At 62.4% G+C, this 19,948-nt stretch carries 22 protein-coding genes; 16 read left to right on the forward strand and 6 right to left on the reverse strand.

Annotated elements, in window-relative coordinates:
- Positions 1-22: 22 nt before the first annotated feature.
- The 9 genes from FJ970_RS17580 to FJ970_RS17620 all read left to right on the forward strand — a co-directional run bounded on the left by FJ970_RS17580 (position 23) and on the right by FJ970_RS17620 (position 8,177).
- Complete coding sequence (locus FJ970_RS17580) at positions 23-826, forward strand: segregation and condensation protein A (RefSeq protein ID WP_140761516.1); 804 nt, start codon at positions 23-25, stop codon at positions 824-826.
- Positions 823-1,578: an SMC-Scp complex subunit ScpB gene (gene scpB / locus FJ970_RS17585; protein ID WP_140761402.1), complete on the forward strand. Its 756-nt coding sequence runs from the start codon at positions 823-825 to the stop codon at positions 1,576-1,578. The genes FJ970_RS17580 and scpB overlap by 4 nt, the downstream gene beginning before the upstream one ends.
- A 179-nt stretch (positions 1,579-1,757) precedes the next feature.
- Positions 1,758-1,979, forward strand: coding sequence for a twin-arginine translocase TatA/TatE family subunit (locus FJ970_RS17590; protein WP_015317533.1), 222 nt, complete (start codon positions 1,758-1,760; stop codon positions 1,977-1,979).
- A 30-nt stretch (positions 1,980-2,009) separates the two neighbouring features.
- Positions 2,010-2,783 carry a Sec-independent protein translocase protein TatB gene (tatB, locus tag FJ970_RS17595; RefSeq protein ID WP_140761399.1) on the forward strand — a complete coding sequence of 258 codons (774 nt, stop codon included), beginning with the start codon at positions 2,010-2,012 and terminating at the stop codon, positions 2,781-2,783.
- On the forward strand, positions 2,780-3,655 hold the full coding sequence (tatC, locus tag FJ970_RS17600) for a twin-arginine translocase subunit TatC (protein WP_140761396.1): 876 nt from the start codon (positions 2,780-2,782) through the stop codon (positions 3,653-3,655). The genes tatB and tatC overlap by 4 nt, the downstream gene beginning before the upstream one ends.
- 104 nt (positions 3,656-3,759) lie before the next feature.
- Positions 3,760-5,064 carry a serine--tRNA ligase gene (gene serS, locus FJ970_RS17605; RefSeq protein ID WP_140761393.1) on the forward strand — a complete coding sequence of 435 codons (1,305 nt, stop codon included), beginning with the start codon at positions 3,760-3,762 and terminating at the stop codon, positions 5,062-5,064.
- Positions 5,064-5,822, forward strand: coding sequence for a 5'/3'-nucleotidase SurE (gene surE / locus FJ970_RS17610; RefSeq protein WP_140761390.1), 759 nt, complete (start codon positions 5,064-5,066; stop codon positions 5,820-5,822). The genes serS and surE overlap by 1 nt, the downstream gene beginning before the upstream one ends.
- Entirely contained in the window at positions 5,819-6,478 is a 660-nt protein-coding gene (locus FJ970_RS17615; RefSeq protein ID WP_140761388.1) for a protein-L-isoaspartate(D-aspartate) O-methyltransferase, read from the forward strand. Before surE ends, FJ970_RS17615 begins: the two co-directional genes overlap by 4 nt.
- A gap of 166 nt (positions 6,479-6,644) precedes the next feature.
- Positions 6,645-8,177 carry a peptidoglycan DD-metalloendopeptidase family protein gene (locus FJ970_RS17620; RefSeq protein WP_140761385.1) on the forward strand — a complete coding sequence of 511 codons (1,533 nt, stop codon included), beginning with the start codon at positions 6,645-6,647 and terminating at the stop codon, positions 8,175-8,177.
- A gap of 111 nt (positions 8,178-8,288) precedes the next feature.
- On the opposite strand, the gene FJ970_RS17625 is transcribed toward FJ970_RS17620, so the two are convergent.
- On the reverse strand, positions 8,289-9,179 hold the full coding sequence (locus FJ970_RS17625; RefSeq protein ID WP_140761382.1) for an NAD-dependent epimerase/dehydratase family protein: 891 nt from the start codon (positions 9,177-9,179) through the stop codon (positions 8,289-8,291).
- A gap of 113 nt (positions 9,180-9,292) precedes the next feature.
- Here FJ970_RS17625 and FJ970_RS17630 point away from each other — a divergent pair, with 113 nt between their 5' ends.
- A complete protein-coding gene (locus FJ970_RS17630) occupies positions 9,293-10,114 on the forward strand; it encodes an AraC family transcriptional regulator (protein WP_140761379.1) in 822 nt (273 codons plus the stop codon).
- A 5-nt stretch (positions 10,115-10,119) separates the two neighbouring features.
- On the opposite strand, the gene FJ970_RS17635 is transcribed toward FJ970_RS17630, so the two are convergent.
- Positions 10,120-10,995, reverse strand: a complete 876-nt coding sequence (locus tag FJ970_RS17635) for an ATP-binding protein (RefSeq protein ID WP_140761377.1) — start codon at positions 10,993-10,995, stop codon at positions 10,120-10,122.
- A 289-nt stretch (positions 10,996-11,284) separates the two neighbouring features.
- On the opposite strand from FJ970_RS17635, the gene yajC reads away from it, so the two are divergent.
- The 6 genes from yajC (at position 11,285) to FJ970_RS17665 (ending at position 16,961) form a co-directional block, all read left to right on the forward strand.
- Entirely contained in the window at positions 11,285-11,626 is a 342-nt protein-coding gene (yajC, locus tag FJ970_RS17640; RefSeq protein WP_010909882.1) for a preprotein translocase subunit YajC, read from the forward strand.
- A gap of 51 nt (positions 11,627-11,677) precedes the next feature.
- Positions 11,678-14,227 carry a protein translocase subunit SecDF gene (secDF, locus tag FJ970_RS17645; RefSeq protein WP_140761374.1) on the forward strand — a complete coding sequence of 850 codons (2,550 nt, stop codon included), beginning with the start codon at positions 11,678-11,680 and terminating at the stop codon, positions 14,225-14,227.
- Between the two features lie 28 nt (positions 14,228-14,255).
- Positions 14,256-14,648, forward strand: a complete 393-nt coding sequence (locus tag FJ970_RS17650) for an Mth938-like domain-containing protein (protein WP_140761371.1) — start codon at positions 14,256-14,258, stop codon at positions 14,646-14,648.
- 1 nt (position 14,649) lies between these two features.
- Positions 14,650-15,498, forward strand: a complete 849-nt coding sequence (locus tag FJ970_RS17655; protein ID WP_181178710.1) for a phytoene/squalene synthase family protein — start codon at positions 14,650-14,652, stop codon at positions 15,496-15,498.
- A gap of 78 nt (positions 15,499-15,576) precedes the next feature.
- Positions 15,577-16,011, forward strand: coding sequence for a hypothetical protein (locus tag FJ970_RS17660; RefSeq protein ID WP_140761368.1), 435 nt, complete (start codon positions 15,577-15,579; stop codon positions 16,009-16,011).
- On the forward strand, positions 16,011-16,961 hold the full coding sequence (locus tag FJ970_RS17665; protein WP_181178709.1) for a sterol desaturase family protein: 951 nt from the start codon (positions 16,011-16,013) through the stop codon (positions 16,959-16,961). The genes FJ970_RS17660 and FJ970_RS17665 overlap by 1 nt, the downstream gene beginning before the upstream one ends.
- Positions 16,962-16,969: 8 nt before the next feature.
- Here the strand turns inward: FJ970_RS17665 and FJ970_RS17670 are convergent, their stop codons facing one another.
- From FJ970_RS17670 to FJ970_RS17685, 4 genes are all read right to left on the reverse strand, one after another.
- Entirely contained in the window at positions 16,970-17,452 is a 483-nt protein-coding gene (locus tag FJ970_RS17670) for a T6SS immunity protein Tdi1 domain-containing protein (protein ID WP_181178708.1), read from the reverse strand.
- A 55-nt stretch (positions 17,453-17,507) separates the two neighbouring features.
- Positions 17,508-18,917: a methylenetetrahydrofolate--tRNA-(uracil(54)-C(5))-methyltransferase (FADH(2)-oxidizing) TrmFO gene (trmFO, locus tag FJ970_RS17675; protein WP_140761359.1), complete on the reverse strand. Its 1,410-nt coding sequence runs from the start codon at positions 18,915-18,917 to the stop codon at positions 17,508-17,510.
- A 547-nt stretch (positions 18,918-19,464) separates the two neighbouring features.
- Entirely contained in the window at positions 19,465-19,605 is a 141-nt protein-coding gene (locus FJ970_RS17680; protein ID WP_135904405.1) for a DUF1127 domain-containing protein, read from the reverse strand.
- Between the two features lie 48 nt (positions 19,606-19,653).
- A complete protein-coding gene (locus tag FJ970_RS17685; protein ID WP_013531315.1) occupies positions 19,654-19,794 on the reverse strand; it encodes a DUF1127 domain-containing protein in 141 nt (46 codons plus the stop codon).
- Positions 19,795-19,948 lie beyond the last annotated feature (154 nt).

Here is a 19,948-nt window from a genome sequence, read left to right on the forward strand (position 1 = left end):
CAAGGCCGCGAAGGCTGCACCGATGGACCGTCTGTGGGCCGAGAACGATGAGTCACGGCTGACGGGCGACCCGTCGCTGGTCGTCGATGTGGCCGGCTTCGAAGGCCCGCTCGATCTTCTCTTGCATCTTGCCCGCACCCAGAAGGTCGATCTGGCGCGCATTTCCATCCTGGCGCTGGTCGAGCAATATTTGACCTTTGTCGAGACGGCGCGGGCGCTGCGGCTCGAACTTGCCGCCGACTATCTGGTGATGGCGGCGTGGCTGGCCTTCCTCAAATCGAAGCTCCTGATCCCCAAGCAGCCGGGCGAAGAGGGCGAAAGCGGCGAGGAACTGGCGGCGGTGCTGCAATTCCGGCTGAAGCGGCTCGAAGCCATGCGCGATGCGTCGGCGCGCCTTGTCAACCGCAACCGGCTCGGCCGCGACGTGTTCGCGCGCGGCATGCCGGAAATGGTCATCATCGAGAAGCGCAACACCTATTCGGCTTCGCTTTACGATCTCTTGACCGCCTATGCCCAGCAGCGGCAGAAGCAGGCGATCACAAATGTGACGATTGCCAGGCGCGGCGTCTGGTCACTCAAGGACGCTCGCGACATCCTGACCCGGCTGATCGGCTCGCTGCGCGACTGGACGACGCTCGACAGCTTTCTCATTCAATATCTGACCAGCCCGCAAGAGCGGCGCACCGCGATCGCCAGTTCGTTCGCGGCCACACTGGAACTGGTGCGCGAGCGCAGGGTGGATATGCGGCAGGACGAGGTGTTCGCGCCGATCTATCTGCGCGACCACCGCGCTCAGACGATCAAGGCAGTCGAGGCGGCATCATGAGCGAACGCGCCAACGCTTCGGTTATTCCTTTCAAGATGGACGATGGGCCGGAAGAGGGTGAGATCGACCAGATTTCGGTACAGAATCCGGCCGAGCGGCTGCATATGGCGGAAGCCGTGCGCATGGCCGAGGCGATCGTGTTCGCCAGCGCCGAGCCCGTCAGCGAAAAGCAGCTCGCCGCACGGCTTCCCGATGGCATCAACGTTGCCCTCGCCATGACAGAGCTGCGGCAGATCTACGCCCGGCGCGGTGTCAATCTGGTGCGAGTGGGCGACGCTTGGGCGTTCCGTACCGCCGGCGACCTGGCCTTCCTGATGAGCCGCGATACGGTGCAGCAGCGCAAGCTGTCGCGGGCGGCGCTCGAGGTGCTGGCGATCATTGCCTATCACCAGCCGGTGACTCGCGCCGAGATCGAGGACATCAGAGGCGTCGAGACTTCGAAGGGGACGCTGGATACGCTGCTCGAGACGGAATGGGTGCGCATGCGTGGCCGCCGCAAAACGCCCGGCCGTCCCGTCACCTATGGCACCACCGAAACCTTCCTCGATCATTTCGCGCTCGAGGAGATCCGCGATCTTCCGGGTATGGAGGAACTGAAGGGCGCCGGTCTGCTTTCAGGCCGCATGCCGTCGAACTTCTCCATCCCGCAGCCGCCGGCCGATCCCGACGTGCTGACCGAGGACGAGGATCCGTTGACCGACATCGATCTCGAGGAGCTCGGTCTGCTGACGCCGCGCGTCACGGAAGATTGACCACGAGCGCCTATCAAAAGCCGTCTTGCGGCTTTACATGCGCCGTTTGGTAGCGGGCGGCATCGCCGAAAATGCGTGACATCCGACACCCTTTCATAAACTCTGTCGCGGTTGTGTTTGAATCCCAACGCGAAAACGCATAGATCATCGCCAGGGAAACCATTCGAGAGAGATTTGCTATGGGTTCATTTTCGATTTGGCACTGGATGATCGTACTGGTCATCGTGCTTCTGGTGTTCGGCCGCGGCAAGATCCCGGAGCTGATGGGCGACATGGCCAAGGGCATCAAGAGCTTCAAGAAGGGCATGGCCGACGACGACGTCGCCGACGACAAGCGCACCGTCGAACACCGTGCCGATGAGACCGTTTCGGCCGCGAAGGAAAAGGCCAGCAAGAGCTGAGCCAAAGAGTTCTAGTCGGAACAGATTGCCATGTTTGAAGTCGGCTGGACCGAAATGCTGGTGATCGCGATCGTCATGATCGTGGTCGTCGGGCCAAAGGATTTGCCCAACATGCTGCGCACCTTCGGCCGCACGACGGCGAAGCTACGCGCCATGGCGGGCGATTTCCAGAAGCAGTTCAACGAGGCATTGAAGGAAGCCGAGCTCGACGACGTCAAAAAGTCAGTCGACGAACTCAGGGGCCTGAGCCCGGTCGCCGAGATCAAGAAGCAGCTCAATCCGTTCGAGCAGGCCGCGGCCGATGTACGCGCCGGCGTCGACGCCGCGATGAAGCCGAAACCAGCCGCCGATCCGTCGGCGCCCGTCGCTTCGACGCCACAGGTGGCCGAGCCGTTGAAGAACGGTGCAACGACCATGCCTGGCGTCAACGGCCCTGAAGCCACGACACCAGCCCCGATTTTCCCGGCGATGACCGATGAATCGGTGGTGACGGCATCCACGGAATCCGCAGTTGCGCCGAAGGCAGCTAAGAAAACCTCCAGGACGGCACCGGCTGCAAAAGCGCCGTCCAAGGCCTCGGCGTCCACAAAGGCGGTGACGGCAAAGGCCGCACCCGCGCTGGCGGCAAAAGCCGCCCCCAAGGCATCGACAAAGGCCATGACAGCGGCAGCGTCTGCCACCGCGGCTGCGACGAAGCCGGCTGCCGTCAAGTCGACTGCCGCCAAGGCTGGGGCGAAAGCCGAACCGAAGCCTGCTCCGGCGAAGAAGCCGGCAGCCAAAAAGACGGCTGGAGCCGCCAAGTGAGCGTTTCGGACAAGGAAAAGGACGAGATCGAAAAATCGTCGGCGCCGCTGATGGAGCACCTGATCGAGCTGCGCAAGCGGCTGATCTGGTCGCTCGGTGGCTTCTTCGTAGCCTTCCTGGTTTGCTTCTTCTTCGCCAAAAGGCTGTTCAACCTTTTGGTCGTCCCGTTCAAATGGGCGACGAAATGGGCGGGGCTCGACCCGCACAAGGTCGAGCTGATCTACACCGCGCCGCAGGAGTTCTTCTTCACCCAGGTCAAGCTCGCCATGTTCGGCGGCATGGTCATCGCCTTTCCGTTGATCGCCACGCAGATCTACAAATTCATCGCGCCCGGCCTCTACAAGAACGAGCGCAACGCCTTCCTGCCGTTCCTGATCGCGTCGCCCGTCCTGTTCCTGATGGGCGCTTCGCTGGTCTATTTCTTCTTCACGCCGATGGTGATGTGGTTCTTCCTCGCCATGCAGCAGACCGGCACGGACGACCAGGTACAGATTTCGCTGCTGCCGAAAGTGTCGGAATATCTCAGCCTGATCATGACGCTGATCTTCTCCTTCGGCCTGGTGTTCCAGCTGCCGGTGGTGACCAGCCTGATGACGCGCGTCGGCATGCTGTCGTCCAAGGCGCTGGCCGAGAAACGCAAATGGGCGATCGTCATCGCCTTCATCGTTGCAGCGGTGCTGACACCTCCGGATCCGATGAGCCAGATCGGCCTGGCCCTTCCGACCATCCTTCTCTACGAGGTCTCCATCTGGGCCGCGCGGTGGATCGAGCGGGATCAGGAAAAACAGCGGCTTGCACGCGAGAAGCAGGAAGCGGGCGAGACCGTGGCGGACAAGGCGCCGGACGAGCCTCCCGCGCCTGCTGCCTCGTAAGGCATCAGCGGCGGCGGAAAACGACAACCGCCGCCCCGCCTCATCTTGCATCGATCAAGGATGCGGTTTACGCCCCTCAAGCCTAGCTTGAGGACGGATAGACCATGCTTGACATCAAATGGATTCGCGACAACCCGAAGGCCCTTGTCGAGGCGCTGGTCAAGCGCTCGTGGTCGTCCGAGGAGGCGCAGTCCACGGTCGATGATCTGATCACCCGGGATGAGGCGCGGCGCGAGCATGTCACCGAATTGCAGACCAAGCAGGAGCGCCGCAACGCCGCCTCGAAGGAGATCGGCAACGCCATGCGTTCGGGCGATGCCGCCCTTGCCGAAAAGCTGAAAGCCGAAGTCGGCGAGATCAAGACTTTCATCCAGAACGGCGAGGCGCGCGAACGCGAGCTTGACAAGGCCCTGAACGACGCGCTGGCGGTGCTGCCCAATGTGCCGCTCGACGACGTGCCGGTCGGTAAGGACGAGCACGACAATGTCGTCAGGCATATCGTCGGCAAGGCGCCGACGCGGCCGAACTGGGTGAAGGAGCATTTCGAGATCGGCGAAGCGCTCGGCATGATGGATTTCGAGCGCGCGGCGAAACTGTCGGGTTCGCGCTTCACCGTGCTCAAGAGCGGTCTGGCGCGGATGGAACGCGCGCTCGGCCAGTTCATGCTCGACCTGCACACGACCGAGCACGGATATGAGGAGGTCATCCCGCCTCTGATGGTGAAGGACGACGTTCTGTTCGGCACCAACCAGTTGCCGAAGTTCGAGGAGGATCTGTTCTTCACGCCGCACGGGGAGGGCAGGCTTGGCCTGATCCCTACCGCCGAAGTGCCGCTCACGAATCTCGTGCGCGAAGAGATCACCGCGCATGAAAAGCTGCCGCTGCGCTACACCGCGCTGACGCCCTGCTTCCGCTCGGAGGCAGGCTCGGCGGGACGTGACACGCGCGGCATGCTGCGCCAGCATCAGTTCTACAAGGTCGAACTGGTGTCGATCACCGACCAGGAATCCTCGCTCGCCGAGCATGAACGGATGACGCAATGCGCCGAGGAAGTCTTGAAGCGGCTCGGCCTGCCGTTCCGCACCATGGTGCTGTGCACCGGCGACATGGGCTTTGGCGCGCGCAAGACCTACGACATCGAAGTCTGGCTGCCTGGCCAGAACGCCTATCGCGAAATCTCGTCCTGCTCTGTCTGCGGCGATTTCCAGGCGCGCCGCATGGACGCCCGCTACAAGGACAAGGACGGCAAGGGCAACCGTTTCGTCCATACGCTCAACGGTTCGGGCACCGCTGTCGGCCGCGCGCTTATTGCTGTCATCGAAAACTACCAGAATGAGGATGGCAGCGTAACCATTCCTGAAGTGCTGCGGCCTTACATGGGCGGTCTGGAAAAGATCGAATCGAAATAATGCGCATTCTTCTGACCAATGACGACGGCATTCATGCCGAGGGCCTGGCGTCACTCGAGCGCGTCGCCCGCACACTGTCCGACGATGTCTGGGTGGTGGCGCCGGAGCAGGACCAGTCGGGCTATGCGCATTCGCTGTCGATCTCGGAGCCGCTGCGGTTGCGAAAAATCGGCGAGAAGCATTTTGCCGTGCGCGGCACGCCGACCGACTGCGTCATCATGGGCGTCAGGAAGATACTGCCCGGCGCACCCGACCTGATCCTGTCCGGCATCAACTCGGGCGCCAACATCGCCGACGACGTGACCTATTCGGGCACCGTCGCCGGCGCCATGGAAGGCGCACTGCTCGGCATCCGCTCGATCGCGCTCAGCCAGGGTTACAGCTATGTCGGCGAAGACCGTGTCGTTCCCTATGAGACCACCGAGGCTTTGGCGCCGGCGCTGCTGAAGAAGCTCGTCGCGGCGCCGCTGCCGGACGGCGTGCTGCTCAACGTCAATTTTCCGAACTGCCTTCCCGAGGAAGTGGCCGGCACGGTGGTCACCACGCAGGGCAAGCTGGTGCACAGCCTGTGGGTCGACGAGCGCCGCGACGGGCGCGGCCTGCCTTATTACTGGCTGCGCTTCGGCCGCGAGCCGGTCGAAGGCAAGCAGGGAACCGATCTCTTTGCCCTGCGCAACCGGCTGGTGTCGGTGACGCCGTTGCAGCTCGACCTCACCGCGCATGAGATCCGTGACCAATTGAGCAAGGCGCTTGCATGAATCAAGGCTTTCCAATCGATGATCGCGAAGGATTTGCAGCTTTCCTGCTGCGCCTGCGCGGCAGGGGAATGGTCCCGAAGGCGCTGATCGCGGCTTTCGAAGCAACGCCGCGACGCGGCTTCCTGGCGGCGCAGTTCCACCCGATCGCCTGGTCGGATCGCATGCTGCCGATCGAATGCGGTGAGGCGATCGAAGGGGCTGACATGCAGGCGGCGGTGATCGCCGCACTCGCCATCGAAACGGGAAACCGCGTGCTCGAAATCGGCACCGGCTCAGGTTACACGGCGGCCGTGATGTCGCGGCTGGCGGCGCGCGTCGTGACCGTCGATCGCTACAAGACGCTGGTCGAGCAAGCCCGCCAGCGTTTCGAGGCGCTCGGCATGGGCAATGCCATTGTGCGCCAGGCCGATGGTTCCAACGGATTGCCCAATGAAGGGCCGTTCGACCGCATCGTGGCCTGGGCGGCATTCGACAGCCTGCCGCGCTTCCTGCTCGACCAATTGTCGAGCGGCGGCATCGTCATCGCACCGATCGGGCCGGAGGAGGGCGAGCAGGTGCTGGCCAAGCTCACCAAGGTCGGCAGCCGTTTCGAACGCGAGGATATCGGCATGGTGCGGCTGCAACCGATCCTACGCAGTTTGGCAGCGGTTATCTAGTTTCAGGCCGGCTGCCGGATCTCTTTCGGACCCAGCTATCGGTATCGCCGACCATCCTCAAATGTTTTAAGAAAATTTTCGTCGGATTCTAATGGGTTAACCGCCCAGTAACATTAACGCGCTTTAATCCTGTCCAGTTGGTGCAGCGTTTGTGCGGGTTAGTGCGATGCAACTCAGTGTTTTGAAGGCAAATAGTCGCAATCTGGCGCGGGGCTGCGCTGTTCTGATGATTGCGGGCGCGGCGGCAGGGTGCAGTTCCCAGGCTTCGCGGTTCAACAGTGTCGACGACGTCTTCACTTCCTCGACAAACAATCAGCGCGCCATCATCAACAAGCAGGATGCGGTTCAGCCCTATCCGGGCGATGTCTCGGCCGCTCCGCTCGACGGCAGCCACACGCAGTCGGTGAGCCGCTCCAGTCTCGAACCGGTTTCCAGCCGGCCATTGCCGCCACCGGCTTCCGCGCAGGCGCAGCCGGCTCCAGCGCTCGCGCCCGCCACCAATCCGGTGCGAGTCGCATCGGCGCCGGCCCTGGTTCGCCCGGCGCCGCATCTCGACAGGGCGACGACCGGCACTGTTGCGCCGGCCGCGAAGCCTTTCAAGAATGCCCAGCCGGACGAGCCGAAGATGGCCCAGGCCGGCACGCCGCACGCGACAGAAATCGTTGTCAGGGACGGCGAGACCCTTTCCGGCCTTGCGGCACATTACAAGGTGCCGGCCGATGTCATCATGAAGGTGAACGGCCTGAGCCCGACCAAGGGGCTGAGGACCGGTCAGAAGATCGTCATCCCGGCCTATGCCTATTCAAGCAAGGGCGAGCCGAAGGTTGCCGACGCGAAGCCGGCGAAGGACGGCAAGCACGATCTGCCGGCCACCGCGCCGGACAAGGTCGCCGTGCTGCCGCAGCAGCCGAAGCTCAAGGAGGGCAAGTCCGCGGCCCAGGTCGACGCGTCGGCCGCCGCGAGCCAGCCCAAGGAGCCAAAGCCGGCGCAGGTGGCCAAGGCAACCGGCGCTGCGGGCACTTATACGGTCCAGTCGGGAGACACGATGTCCTCGATTGCCAGGAAGACCGGCGTCGGCGTCGTGGCGCTGAAGCAGGCCAATGGCATGAAGGATGGCTTGCTCAAGATTGGCCAGACCCTGCAGGTGCCGGCCGGCGGAACAGCGACAGTCGCCAGTGCCAAGCCGGCCAAAGTCGATCCGGTGACCACCGCAACCACGCGAGCTCCGGCAAAGACCACGCCGTCGGAAACGCTGGCATCCTACACGCCGCCGAAGAAGGACGCCAAGGTCATCCAGCAGGCCGAGGACGACGACGCGGTGGCGCCGGGTGCCACTGGGATCGGCAAGATGCGCTGGCCGGTTCGCGGCCGGGTGATTTCCAGTTTCGGATCCGGCAAGGACGGCGTCGACATCGCCGTGCCAACGGGCACGCCGGTCAAGGCGGCCGAGAACGGCGTCGTCATCTATGCCGGCGACGGGCTGAAGGAATTCGGCAACACGGTGCTGGTGCGTCACGAGAACGGTCTGGTCACCGTCTATGGTCATGCCAGCTCGATCGAGGTGCAGCGCGGCCAGAAGGTCAAGCGCGGCCAGGAAATCGCACTTTCGGGCATGAGCGGCACGACGGACTCGCCGAAGCTGCACTTCGAAGTGCGCAAGAACTCGGCTCCGGTCGATCCGTCAGGTTATCTCGAATAGAATAAAAAAAGCGATTCGCGGGCCGCCTGACCTCCAGTCCGGCCCGCCGGCTCAGGCCCGCCCCGCAAGGAGCGGGCTTTTTCAGTTTCTTAGATGCCGGTTTCTCAAGGCTCAAAGATGATCGCGCAGCGTGTCGGCGATCATCACCTCAAGGCTGCTGGCCTTGATACCGAGAAGCATCTCGGCGTCGGAAGAATCGACCAGCAAGGGATTCTCGAAAAGATAGCTCATCTCGATGAGCTCATGCATGCCCAATGCTTCCATCTCGGCAGTGGAGTAGGAACGGATCTGTGAAACCTCTTGCCGAAGCATCGCAGCGGTTTTCTGGATGAGCTGGCGGGGTGAGGCGTATTGCGAGGGAACGTGAAACGCTCGCCCCCATTCGCCCGTGTAACGGGAAGCCGCGACAAGCGTCCTGGCGACGTCCTTGGTGAAGGCCCAGGCGTGCGTCGCATCGAGATTTCCAATGAAAGCTGTGGGTTTCCCCTCGATGATGGAGGGCAGCGCGACCAGCGAGAAGTAGCTGATGGCGCCATGTCCGAGATAGTCGCTGGATCGCACTTCGAGTGCCGGTACGTCGGCACGGACCGCCCGCTGCCACATGATCGTCCTGGCGGTTCCTTTCTTCGAAGTCGGGTCCAGGGAAAGGTCGGAGCGAAGCGGGCTGTCGGCATTTTCCCCATAGCCATACAGGTTTCCAAGGACGATGAGCTTCGCGCCAACCGCCTCCGCGGCGCGCACGGTGCCGTCGATGATGGGGAAAAAGTCGGTCGGCCACCTGTGATAGGTGGCCATGGCGCACATGAAAATGGCGTCGGCGCCTTGGCAGACACGCGCGAGTTCCGAGGCATCGGTGGCGTCGGCCTGTACGGCCCGCACATTCCGCAACGCGTTCGAACCGACGCTCCGGCTGGTGAGAACGACATCATGTCCTTCCTCGCCAAGAAGGCGAGCGGTTTCGCGACCGACCGGCCCCGCTCCGACAACAACATAGAAACTCATGGCATAACCTCTCGTCCAAGTTTGATGGAGAGGCGTGAGTACAGGTCCACGGCATTGAAAATCGCGCGGGAATTGCCAAATTTTGAACAGGTTTTGCCACGAATCGAGAGAGCATGCGTTCGCAATACGCTCCGGCCCAAGCCGCGTCCGACGTAACAATGGCCTCCCGGCATATCGAAGCTGGCGTCCACCGCCTGCCCCCGGCGTCACACCATCGCATCATGGTGCATGCCAGTGCGGCGACGCGCTCCTACTGCAATCAGGTCGGACGATATTTCGTCAGGCGCGCCGGCGATATCGACCTGGTGCCGGCCGGCCAGGAGGGCGGCTTCGAGGCCGAAACCTCGTTCGACACGCTGGAGATCGCGTTGCAGCCAGCCTTGATGGAAAGGGTGGCGGAGGAGCTTGGCGGCAAGGCGCAAGCATTGCGGCTCGACACGCGGCACCTGCTTCGTGACCAGCGCATCGAACATCTCGCTCGAGCGCTCGAGAGCGAACTGAATGCAAACTCGCCGAGTGACCCTTTGTTTGCCGACAGCATTGGCGCTGCACTGGCGGTGAGGCTGCTTGGCCTCGGTGAACCTGATATCGGTCGAACGAACCGTTTGTCGGATACCCAGCTGACACGCGTGCTGGAGTACATCGAGGCGGCTCTCCACGAGCCGCTTTCGATCCATCGACTAAGCCGAGTTGCCGGCGCGAGCAGCTCGCATTTGCGGACATGGTTCAAGGCGGCGACGGGCGTCACCTTGCACCGCTATGTGTTGCGACGTCGCGTCGAACGCGCACGCGTTCTGATGCAGCGAGGCGATCTCAGCACAAGCGAAGTGGCTGAAATGACGGGCTTTGCGCACCAGTCACACTTGGCGCATTGGATGCGTCGCGAGATCGGCCAAACGCCGCGCGACCTGCGACGGTCTCAACCGCCCAAATGATCGCATCAATCCTGCAGCGGTTTGCCGAGCCTGCCAGCCAGATCCTGCGTGAACTGCCAGGCGACACGGCCCGAGCGGCTGCCGCGCGTCGTTGCCCATTCCAGCGCTTCGGCGCGCAACTGCTCAGGATCGATGCCGAGGCCATGATGGCTGGCATAGCCGTTGACCATGTCGAGATATTCATCCTGTGAGCATTTGTGGAAGCCGAGCCACAGGCCGAAACGATCGGACAGCGAGACCTTTTCCTCGACCGCTTCGGACGGGTTGATGGCGGTCGAGCGCTCATTGTCGATCATGTCGCGCGGCAACAGGTGGCGGCGGTTCGAGGTGGCGTAGAAGATGACGTTAGCCGGGCGGCCTTCGACGCCCCCTTCAAGTGCCGCCTTCAGCGACTTGTAGGACGTGTCGTCATGATCGAAGGAGAGGTCGTCGCAAAACAGGATGACACGGAAGGGGGCCGCCTTCAGCAAGCCCATCAGCTTCGGCAGCGTGTCGATGTCCTCGCGGTGGATTTCGATCAGCTTCAGCGGCAGGCCGGATTTGGCCTTGGCATTGATTTGCGCATGCACGGCCTTGACCAGCGACGATTTGCCCATGCCGCGCGCGCCCCACAACAGCACGTTGTTGGCGGCGAAGCCGGCGGCGAAGCGCTCGGTGTTGTCGACGAGGATGTCGCGGACGCGGTCGACGCCGCGGATCAGGCCGATGTCGACGCGATTGACCTTGCGCACCGGCTCCAGATAGCCGGGATCGGCCTGCCAGACGAAGCAATCTGCCGTATTGAGGTCGGTTTCAGGCACCGGCGGCGGAGCGAGCCGGCTGACCGCCTCGATCAGGCGGTCGAGTTTCTGATTCAGGGCGTCGATGCTGGTATCGGTCATATCAGGTCTTTTTGCTTTGGTTTTTGCTGTGGCAGGCGGACCCGGTTCAATTCCGGCGGTTTCGAAACCGGTTGCAACCATTTGTTCGAACGTGATCTTTTCCGAAAACTGGCTCGCGCTTCTCGTGATCCTGCTCTAACACGGCTAAACAGGCCGGAAAAGCAGCGGATTTGCCCGGCCGCGCAGTTGCATTGACAACTTTACCGACTATATTCCGGCCAAATTTCTAGGGGCCGCCAAATTCCACAAGACGGTTTGGCGGCTGTTTTCAAAATTCAGGAGTACCTCGATGTTCGTGACACCGGCATACGCCCAAGGCATCGGCGGCGCCTCTCCCGATATGTTCATCAGCATTTTGCCGTTTGTCCTGATTTTCGTGATCATGTATTTTCTCATCATCCGCCCGCAGCGCACGCAGCTGAAGAAGCGCGGCGAGATGCTGGCGGCGGTTCGTCGCGGCGACACGGTCGTCACCGGCGGCGGTTTCGTCGGCAAGGTGACGAAGGTGATCGACGACAACGAACTGGAGATCGATCTTGGCGGCGGCACCAAGGTGACGGCGCTGCGCTCGACGATCGCCGACGTGCGCGTCAAGGGCGAACCGGTCGCCAACCAGAACGCCAAGAAATAACCAGATTCAAGGCGGAGCGATCCGCGGACACGCTCTGACGGACGACGCCATATGCTTTATTTCTCGCGCTTCAAGATGATCCTGATCTGGCTGGCCGTGGCCGCCACAGTGATCCTCGCCGCGCCCAATCTGTTCCCCGCCAGCACGCTGGCCCAGCTCCCCAGTTGGGTGCCGAAGCGGCAGATGACGCTCGGCCTCGACCTGCAGGGCGGTTCGCACATCCTGCTGGAGATGAACCAGAACGACCTAATCAAGGATCGGCTGGAGACGGCGCGCGATGAAATCCGCACACTGCTGCGCGATGCCAAGATCGGTTATACCGGCCTAGCCGGCACGGGCCGGACCCTGCAGGTCCGCATCACCGATCTGGCCCAACTCGATGCCGCCAAGAAGGCGTTGAAGAGCTTGACGGATCCCGTTGCCGCCGGCCTGTTCACAGGCGGCTCCATCCAGGAAATGTCACTGGACGATTCGGAGCCCGGCCTGCTCAAGTTCACCGTTACCGACGCCGGCATCAAATACCGAACATCGACCGCACTGGAACAGTCGATCGAAGTGGTCCAGCGCCGCGTCAACGAACTCGGCACGACAGAGCCTATCGTGCAGCGGCAAGGCGACGACCGCATCCTTGTCCAGGTGCCTGGCCTGCAGGATCCGCAGCGGCTGAAGGAAATCCTCGGCCAGACCGCAAAGCTGACCTTCCAGATGGTCGACCAGTCGATGCCGGTGCAGGACGCCCTCAAGGGACGCCCGCCGGCCGGCGATTCGGTGCTCTATTCGCAGGACGATCCGCCCGTTCCCTACCTGATCGAAAACCGCGTCATCGTATCGGGTGAAAACCTCGTCGACGCACAGGCGACATACAATTCGCAGAACAACGAGCCGGTGGTTTCGTTCCGCTTCGATTCGAAGGGCGCTGCCCGCTTCGGCCAGGCCACCGCGCAGAATGTCGGCAAGCTGTTTGCCATCATCCTCGACAACCAGGTGATCTCGGCGCCGCAAATCCGCGAGCCAATCCTCGGCGGTACAGGCCAGATCTCCGGCAATTTCACTGCCCAGAGCGCCAACGACCTGGCCGTGCTGCTGCGCGCCGGCGCGCTGCCGGCGACGCTGACCGTTATTGAGGAACGCACCGTGGGGCCGGGTCTGGGCCAGGATTCGATCCATGCGGGCAAGGTCGCCGGCATCATCGGTTCGATCCTCGTCGTGGCGTTCATGTTCGTGTCCTACGGTTTCCTCGGCTTCCTCGCCAACATCGCGCTGGCGGTGCACGTGGCGATGATCGTCGGGCTGCTGTCGCTACTTGGCGCCACACTGACCTTGCCGGGTATTGCCGGTATCGTGCTGACCATCGGCATGGCGGTCGATTCCAACGTGCTGATCTACGAGCGTATCCGCGAGGAGCGACGCGCCGGTCGCTCGGTAATCCAGGCGATCGATACCGGCTTCTCGAAGGCGCTGGCGACCATCGTCGATTCCAACGTCACGTCGCTCATTGCGACGGTGGTGCTGTTCTATCTCGGTACCGGGCCGGTGAAGGGCTTTGCCATCACCTATGCCATCGGCATCCTGACGACGGTCTTCACCGCTTTCACCTTCACCCGCCTGCTGGTCTCGATCTGGCTGCGGCGTGCCCGTCCGAAGGAATTGCCGAAAGCACCGGTGACCTTCGTTCCACCGGGCACGAAAATTCCGTTCATGGGTATCCGCCGGTGGACGTTCGCGCTGTCGAGCACATTGTCGATACTGTCCGTCGTGCTGTTCATGAGCGTCGGCATCAATTACGGCATCGATTTCAAGGGCGGCTCGCTGATCGAGGTCCAATCCAAGAGCGGCGATGCCAATCTCGGCGATATCCGCAGCCGACTGACGGAATTGAACATCGGCGAAGTGCAGGTGCAACAGTTCGGTGCGCCCAACGACGTGTTGATCCGCGTCGGCACACAGGACGGGGGTGAAAATGCCGAGCAGACCGTGATCGACAAGGTGCGCGGCGAGTTGCAGGACCAGTATAATTTCCGCCGCGTCGAAGTGGTGGGCCCGACGGTTTCCGGCGAACTGGCCAAGCAAGGCACGATAGCCATGATCGTCGCGCTGGTCGGCATCCTGGTCTATGTCTGGTTCCGCTTCGAATGGCAGTTCGCGGTCGGCGCGATCGTCGCGACGGTTCACGACGTGGTCATGACGCTCGGTTTCTTCGTCATCAGCGGGCTCGAATTCAACCAGTCGTCACTTGCGGCGATCCTGACCATCATCGGGTATTCGCTGAACGACACGATAGTGGTCTATGACCGCGTCCGCGAGGATCTGCGAAAATACAAGCGAATGCCGTTGCCGCAGCTGTTGAACAACGCCATCAACGAGACGTTGTCGAGAACGACGCTGACGTCCGTGACGACCAGTTTGGCGCTGCTGGCGCTGGTGCTGTTCGGCGGCGAAGTGATCCGCTCCTTCACCTTGGCGATGCTGTTCGGCGTCGTGTTCGGCACGTATTCGTCGATCTTCATCGCGGCGCCGTTGCTGATCCTGTTCAAGCTGCGGCCGCAAGCTTCGGCCGATGAGGAAAAGCCGGTCAACGGTGGCAAGGCGGTCGCGACCTGATGTGCGGCCCCGAAGGGGTGACGGAGTGGTGACCGGCAAGGGCATCGTCATCCGCGAGGCGCATTTCCCCGGCCGCGCGCCGATCGAGGCTTATGGCAATGGCGGCTTCCGCTTTGCCGACATGTCGCATCGCGGCTCGCTCCTATGTCTGCCGTCCGGCATCCATGGCTGGGAGCCGGCAAATCCCCTGGCGCTGACGATAGCGGATTTCGACAGGCTTCTGGTCGAGGCCGACAAGGTCGAGATATTGCTGGTGGGGATGGGCAGGGATCTGCGGCCGTTGCCGGTGGCACTGCGGGGGGCCTTGAAGGATGCAGGCATAGCCTCCGACCCGATGTCGACCGGGGCAGCAGTGCGGACCTACAACGTCCTTCTGGCGGAAAACCGCGCCGTGGCTGCCGCGCTCATCGCCGTCGACTGATATGTCGCAGAATGCCAAAATCGTCATGGAGGCGGTGCGCGCGGCCGATCATGATCGCTATCTCACCGCGCTCTACGCGTCTGCCGACAAGCGCGGCGCACTGTTTTCGCTTTACGCTTTCAATGCCGAGATCGCGGGCATCCGTGACCGCATCCATGAGCCGTTGCCCGGTGAGGTGCGGCTGCAATGGTGGCGCGATGTCATTGCCGCCGGCGGCGAGGCCGGCGCGGGCCATCCCGTTGCCGAAGCCTTGAACGCTACCATTGCGGCATTCAACCTGCCGAAACCGGCCTTCGAGAACATGCTCGAAGCACGTATCTTCGATCTCTACGACGACCCGATGCCATCGCGCACCGATCTAGAGGGCTATTGCGGCGAGACTGCAGCCGCGCTCATCCAGCTCGCGGCAATGGTGCTCGATCCTGTCGAGGCGCCGGGGTTTGCCGAACTGGCGGGCAGGGCGGGCTGCGCCCAGGCGATGACGGGCCTTTTGCTTCTGTTGCCGCTGCACCGCAGGCGAGGGCAATGCTTCGTGCCGGCCGATATTCTGGCGGCAGCGGGCTCGTCGCCGGAAGAATTTGTTGCCGGCGATGGCGGGCCTGGCGCTCAGCGCGCCGTGGCCGCGATGATCGCGCTGGCGCGCGAACATTTTTCCGCCTTCGAGCGGGGTGCCGCCGCTCTGCCGGGGTCGTTGCGTCCGGCATTCCTGCCGCTGGCGCTGTCACGCGCCTACCTCGACAAGATGGAAGGCTCGCGCCACTCACCGCTCGGCGGCGCGGCGCGGCTGTCGGCGTTGCGCCGGCATTGGTTGCTGCTGCGTCGCGCAGGCAAGGGCTGGCCCGCACTTTGACGTAAACGTCAATTGTGTTAAGGAGTCCGCCTGCCGAGAACTGTCGCAGAAGACGACAGGCTGGCCCGGAGGAAATCCATGAGCCTGCCCGTGCTGGTCGCGATCGTCGTCCTTGGCATTGCTCTGTCGGTCGCCGCCGTGCATTTCACCGGCGGCAGCAAGATGGCCACTCTGACCAGCCGAGATCAAACCCTGCGCCGTTTCGCCGAGGATTTTCCTGATGAGGCAGCGACGGCAGTCCGTCTGACGGCGGATGCGCGGACGGCCTTTCTGGATATCGGGCGAGGCCGCGTCGGTATCGTTCACGGCATCGGCGACTGTTTCTTGACGCGTATCGTCACCGCCGCGGACGTCGCGGTGTCAGAAGCTGACGAGACGAACACAATTCTGATGCGGCTGACGGACTTCACCTGGAAGGGCGGCCGCTTCCGCTTTGCCAGTGACGTCGACGCACGGGCCTTGCTGAACGCTCTTGAGCCGCGAGACACGAGTTCCGCGAGGGAGGCCGCGTGATGGACAGCTACGATTTTCCGCAGGTCACCCAGCTGGCCATTCCGTTTTTCGTCGCCGCGATCCTGATCGAATTATGGCTGGTGCGCACAGGTCGCGCCAAGGGCTCGTTCGAGACGCGCGACACCTTGACCAGCCTGATGATGGGCACCGGCAATGTCGTCGCCGGGCTGCTGCTTGGTATCGTCTCCTACTGGGCGCTGCTCTGGCTCTGGCAGTTCCGTGTTTTCAATCTCGGCCTGTCGCTCTGGGTTTTCTTGGCCGCGTTCCTGCTTGATGACCTGCGCTACTACGTCTATCACCGTATTGCGCACCGGGTGCGCTGGGTCTGGGCCGAGCACGTCAACCACCATTCCAGCCAGCACTACAACCTCTCGACTGCGCTCAGGCAGAGCTGGACCGGGCTGTTCACCTTCATGTTCGTGCTGCAGGCGCCGCTGGTGCTGCTCGGCTTCCATCCGGCGGTGATTGCCTTCACCTTCGGTTTCAACCTCGTCTGGCAGTTCTGGATCCACACCGAGACGATCGGCAAGATGTGGGGCTGGTTCGAGTTCATCTTCAACACGCCCTCGCACCACCGCGTCCACCACGCCACCAACCCGCGCTATCTCGACGCCAACTATGCCGGCACGCTGATCATCTGGGATCGCATGTTCGGCACCTTCGTCGAGGAATTGGAAGAGGACCGGCCGCGCTACGGCATCGTCAGGAATCTGGGCACCTTCAACCCGCTGAAGGTGGCATTCCACGAATGGATCGGCATGTTCAGGGATGCCTTCGCACCCGATCTGACGCCGCGCCGGCGTCTGAACTACCTGATCAAGCCGCCAGGCTGGAGCCATGACGGTTCGCGCGAGACATCGGAGACGCTCAAGGCTGCCTATGTCCGGAGAAATCCCGGCGAGGCCGGCAAGCCGGGGTTGCCGATGGCAGGGGCTGAGCCGGCGGAGTAGTGTAAGGCCTAGTCGACGACCTTGATCCGCACCCTAGAGCTGTCGGGAATTTCGTTTAGCTGGCGGTGAATGTCAGCCATGCCGATGAATTGTTCGGTAACTGGCACCACGAACATGTTCTCGACCTCGAATTTGCCCTCAGCAAAGACGGGCAAGACGGTGAAGCCGTAGCATTCTCCCACCTTCGGTTTCTTACCCGCGGCGTGAAGGCGTTCCACAAGCGGCGGAAGGAACCACTCGTCAACGAGATCGGGAGAAATCCTAATCATCTCTTCAAAACGCGCCCGATTGTGAGCCACCCGCTCGAGCAAGCCGGTCCCGGTATCGAGCCAGTGAACCTCATTGTTCGGCCGCTCGACAAACATGCCTCCCACCATTGAGCAGACAAGCGGGGTCCAAGGCTCCGGCAAAAGCCAGGACCACGCTCTCGCTGCCGCCTGCGCTATATCCGGCTCAAATTGGAAAGCTATCTCTCGCCACGTGGTGCTCATTGGACCTCCACCTTGAAGGTAGAGCCAGTACGAGACTGTCTGCAATGGGCATGGGCTACTCCGCTGCCTCGGCCCGCGCGGGCAGCCCCAACCATTGCCGGCAATCGGCCCGTGCGCGCGACGTGATGGCATGCCTTTTGGCTATGGTCTTGTCCTTGCCGCGCAGGCGCTTGCCTTCGATCTTCTGCGCTTCGGCCGGTGGGAACAGGCCGAAATTGACATTCATCGGCTGGAAGGAACGCTTGCCGGGCTCATCGTCGGAGACGATGTGGCCGCCGGTGATGTGGTTGAGCAGGGCGCCGAACGCCGTGGTGAGCGGCGGCAGCGACGGTGCGTGGCCAAGCCGCTCGGCGGCCGCGAAGCGTCCGGCGAGCAGGCCGATCGCGGCGCTCTCGACATAGCCCTCGCAACCGGTGATCTGGCCGGCAAAGCGCAGGCCCGGCCGCGACTTCAGCTGCAGCGAGCCGTCGAGCAAGGTCGGCGAGTTGATGTAGGTGTTGCGGTGCAGGCCGCCGAGACGGGCGAAGTCGGCGTTTTCGAGGCCCGGAATGGTGCGGAAGATGCGCACCTGCTCGGCATGCTTCAATTTGGTCTGGAAGCCGACCATGTTGTAGAGCGTGCCCAGCGCGTTGTCCTGGCGCAGCTGGACGACGGCATAGGCCTTCACCGTCGGGTTGTGCGCATTGGTCAGGCCCATCGGCTTCATCGGTCCGTAGCGCAGCGTCTCGACGCCGCGTTCGGCCATGATCTCGATCGGCAGGCAACCGTCGAAATAGGGCGTGCCTTCCCACTGCTTGAACTCCGTCTTCTGGCCGTCGACCAGGGCCTGGACGAAGGCGAAATATTGCTCCTTGTCCATCGGACAGTTGATGTAGTCCTTGCCGGTGCCGCCAGGCCCGACCTTGTCGTAGCGCGACTGGAACCAGCAGGTGTCCATGTCGATCGTGTCGAAATGGATGATCGGCGCAATGGCATCGAAGAAGGCCAGCGCGTCGGCGCCGGTCGCCTCGGCGATCGATTGGGCAAGGGAGGGCGCGGTCAATGGCCCGGTGGCGATGATCGCCTGATCCCACCCCGCCGGTGGCAGGCCGGGAACTTCCTCGCGCTCGATGGTGATCAGCGGATGTGCTTCAAGCTTTTTCGTCACCGCATCGGAAAAACCGTCGCGGTCGACGGCCAGCGCGCCGCCGGCCGGCACCTGGTTGGCGTCGCCGGCGCTCATGATCAGCGAGCCGGCCAGCCGCATTTCGGCATGCAGCAGGCCGACGGCGTTGTTTTCGGCGTCGTCGGAGCGGAAGGAATTGGAACAGACGAGTTCGGCCAGGCCATCGGTCTTGTGGGCGTCGGTGCCGCGAACCGGGCGCATTTCATGCAGGATGACGGGCACGCCGGCCTCGGCGGCCTGCCATGCCGCTTCGGAACCGGCGAGCCCGCCGCCGATGATATGGATGGGATTTTTGCTCATGGCGCCGGAATAATCGCTTGCCGCGGCGATTGCAATTGTCGCGCGCGCGAAACGCCTGGTCGGGAAAGCCCGCCCCTGAAAACAACAACACCCGCCGGGGGAGGAGGTCCGGCGGGTGTCGTTTTGGGGGTCGACCCTCGGGAGGAGGTGAAGGCCGACCATATTCGTCATCGCCGGGGAGGAGGTCGGCTCAGACGAAATTCTTTTCGCATCTTTAAAGAGGGCGAAGCCTCTGGGGCAAAATTCGTTTTGCCCTGGGGAAACAACGCCCGCCGCGGGAGGAGGTGCGGCGGGCGCCGTTTGGGTGGCCAACCCTCGGGAGGAGGTGAAGGTTGGACCTATTCGTCATTGCCGGGGAGGAGGTCGGCTTTGACGAAATCTCTTTTGCTATCTTTCAAAAGGGGCAAAACCCTTTTTGGGGAACAACGCCCGCCGCGGGAGGAGGTGCGGCGGGCGCCGTTTTGGTGGTCAACCCTTGGGAGGAGGTAAGGGCTAACCGTATTCGTCGAGGTCGGGGAGGAGGTCGACCCGGACGAAATTCCGTCGTTTAGATCGCCTTGCGGGCGACGATCTTGATTTCGTCGCGGACGATACCGAGATCATGCAGCTGGCGGTTCGAAAGGCGACCCAGCTCGGTAACCGTCTCGCGATAAACGCGCCAGTTACGATAGTTGCGGATCAGGTTCATTGTCATGCTCTTCTCAAAACTGATTCGGACCATTCGCGGTCCGAAGAATTAGACCGCCTTGCGAGCGACGTAAGGAATGTCGCTGCGGCTGATGCCGAGGTCGGTCAGTTCACGGTTGCTCAGGCGGCTCAGCTCGGAAACGGTGTCCCGGTAGCGGCGCCAGTTGCGGTAGTTGCGGATCAAGTTCATGGTAGTTCTCGTTTCGTCTTTCTTGCGGATCATTCCGTTTGTGTACGAACCATAAATAGGGGGACCCATATCGATTTAAAAGCGCTATGGCTGCATGGCAGCAATGCAAATTGTGCAATGCAGCATTAACGCGGCTTCACGGACCTGACACAAA

It is taken from the genome of Mesorhizobium sp. B2-1-8 (assembly GCF_006442545.2).
Classification (GTDB): Bacteria; Pseudomonadota; Alphaproteobacteria; order Rhizobiales; family Rhizobiaceae; genus Mesorhizobium.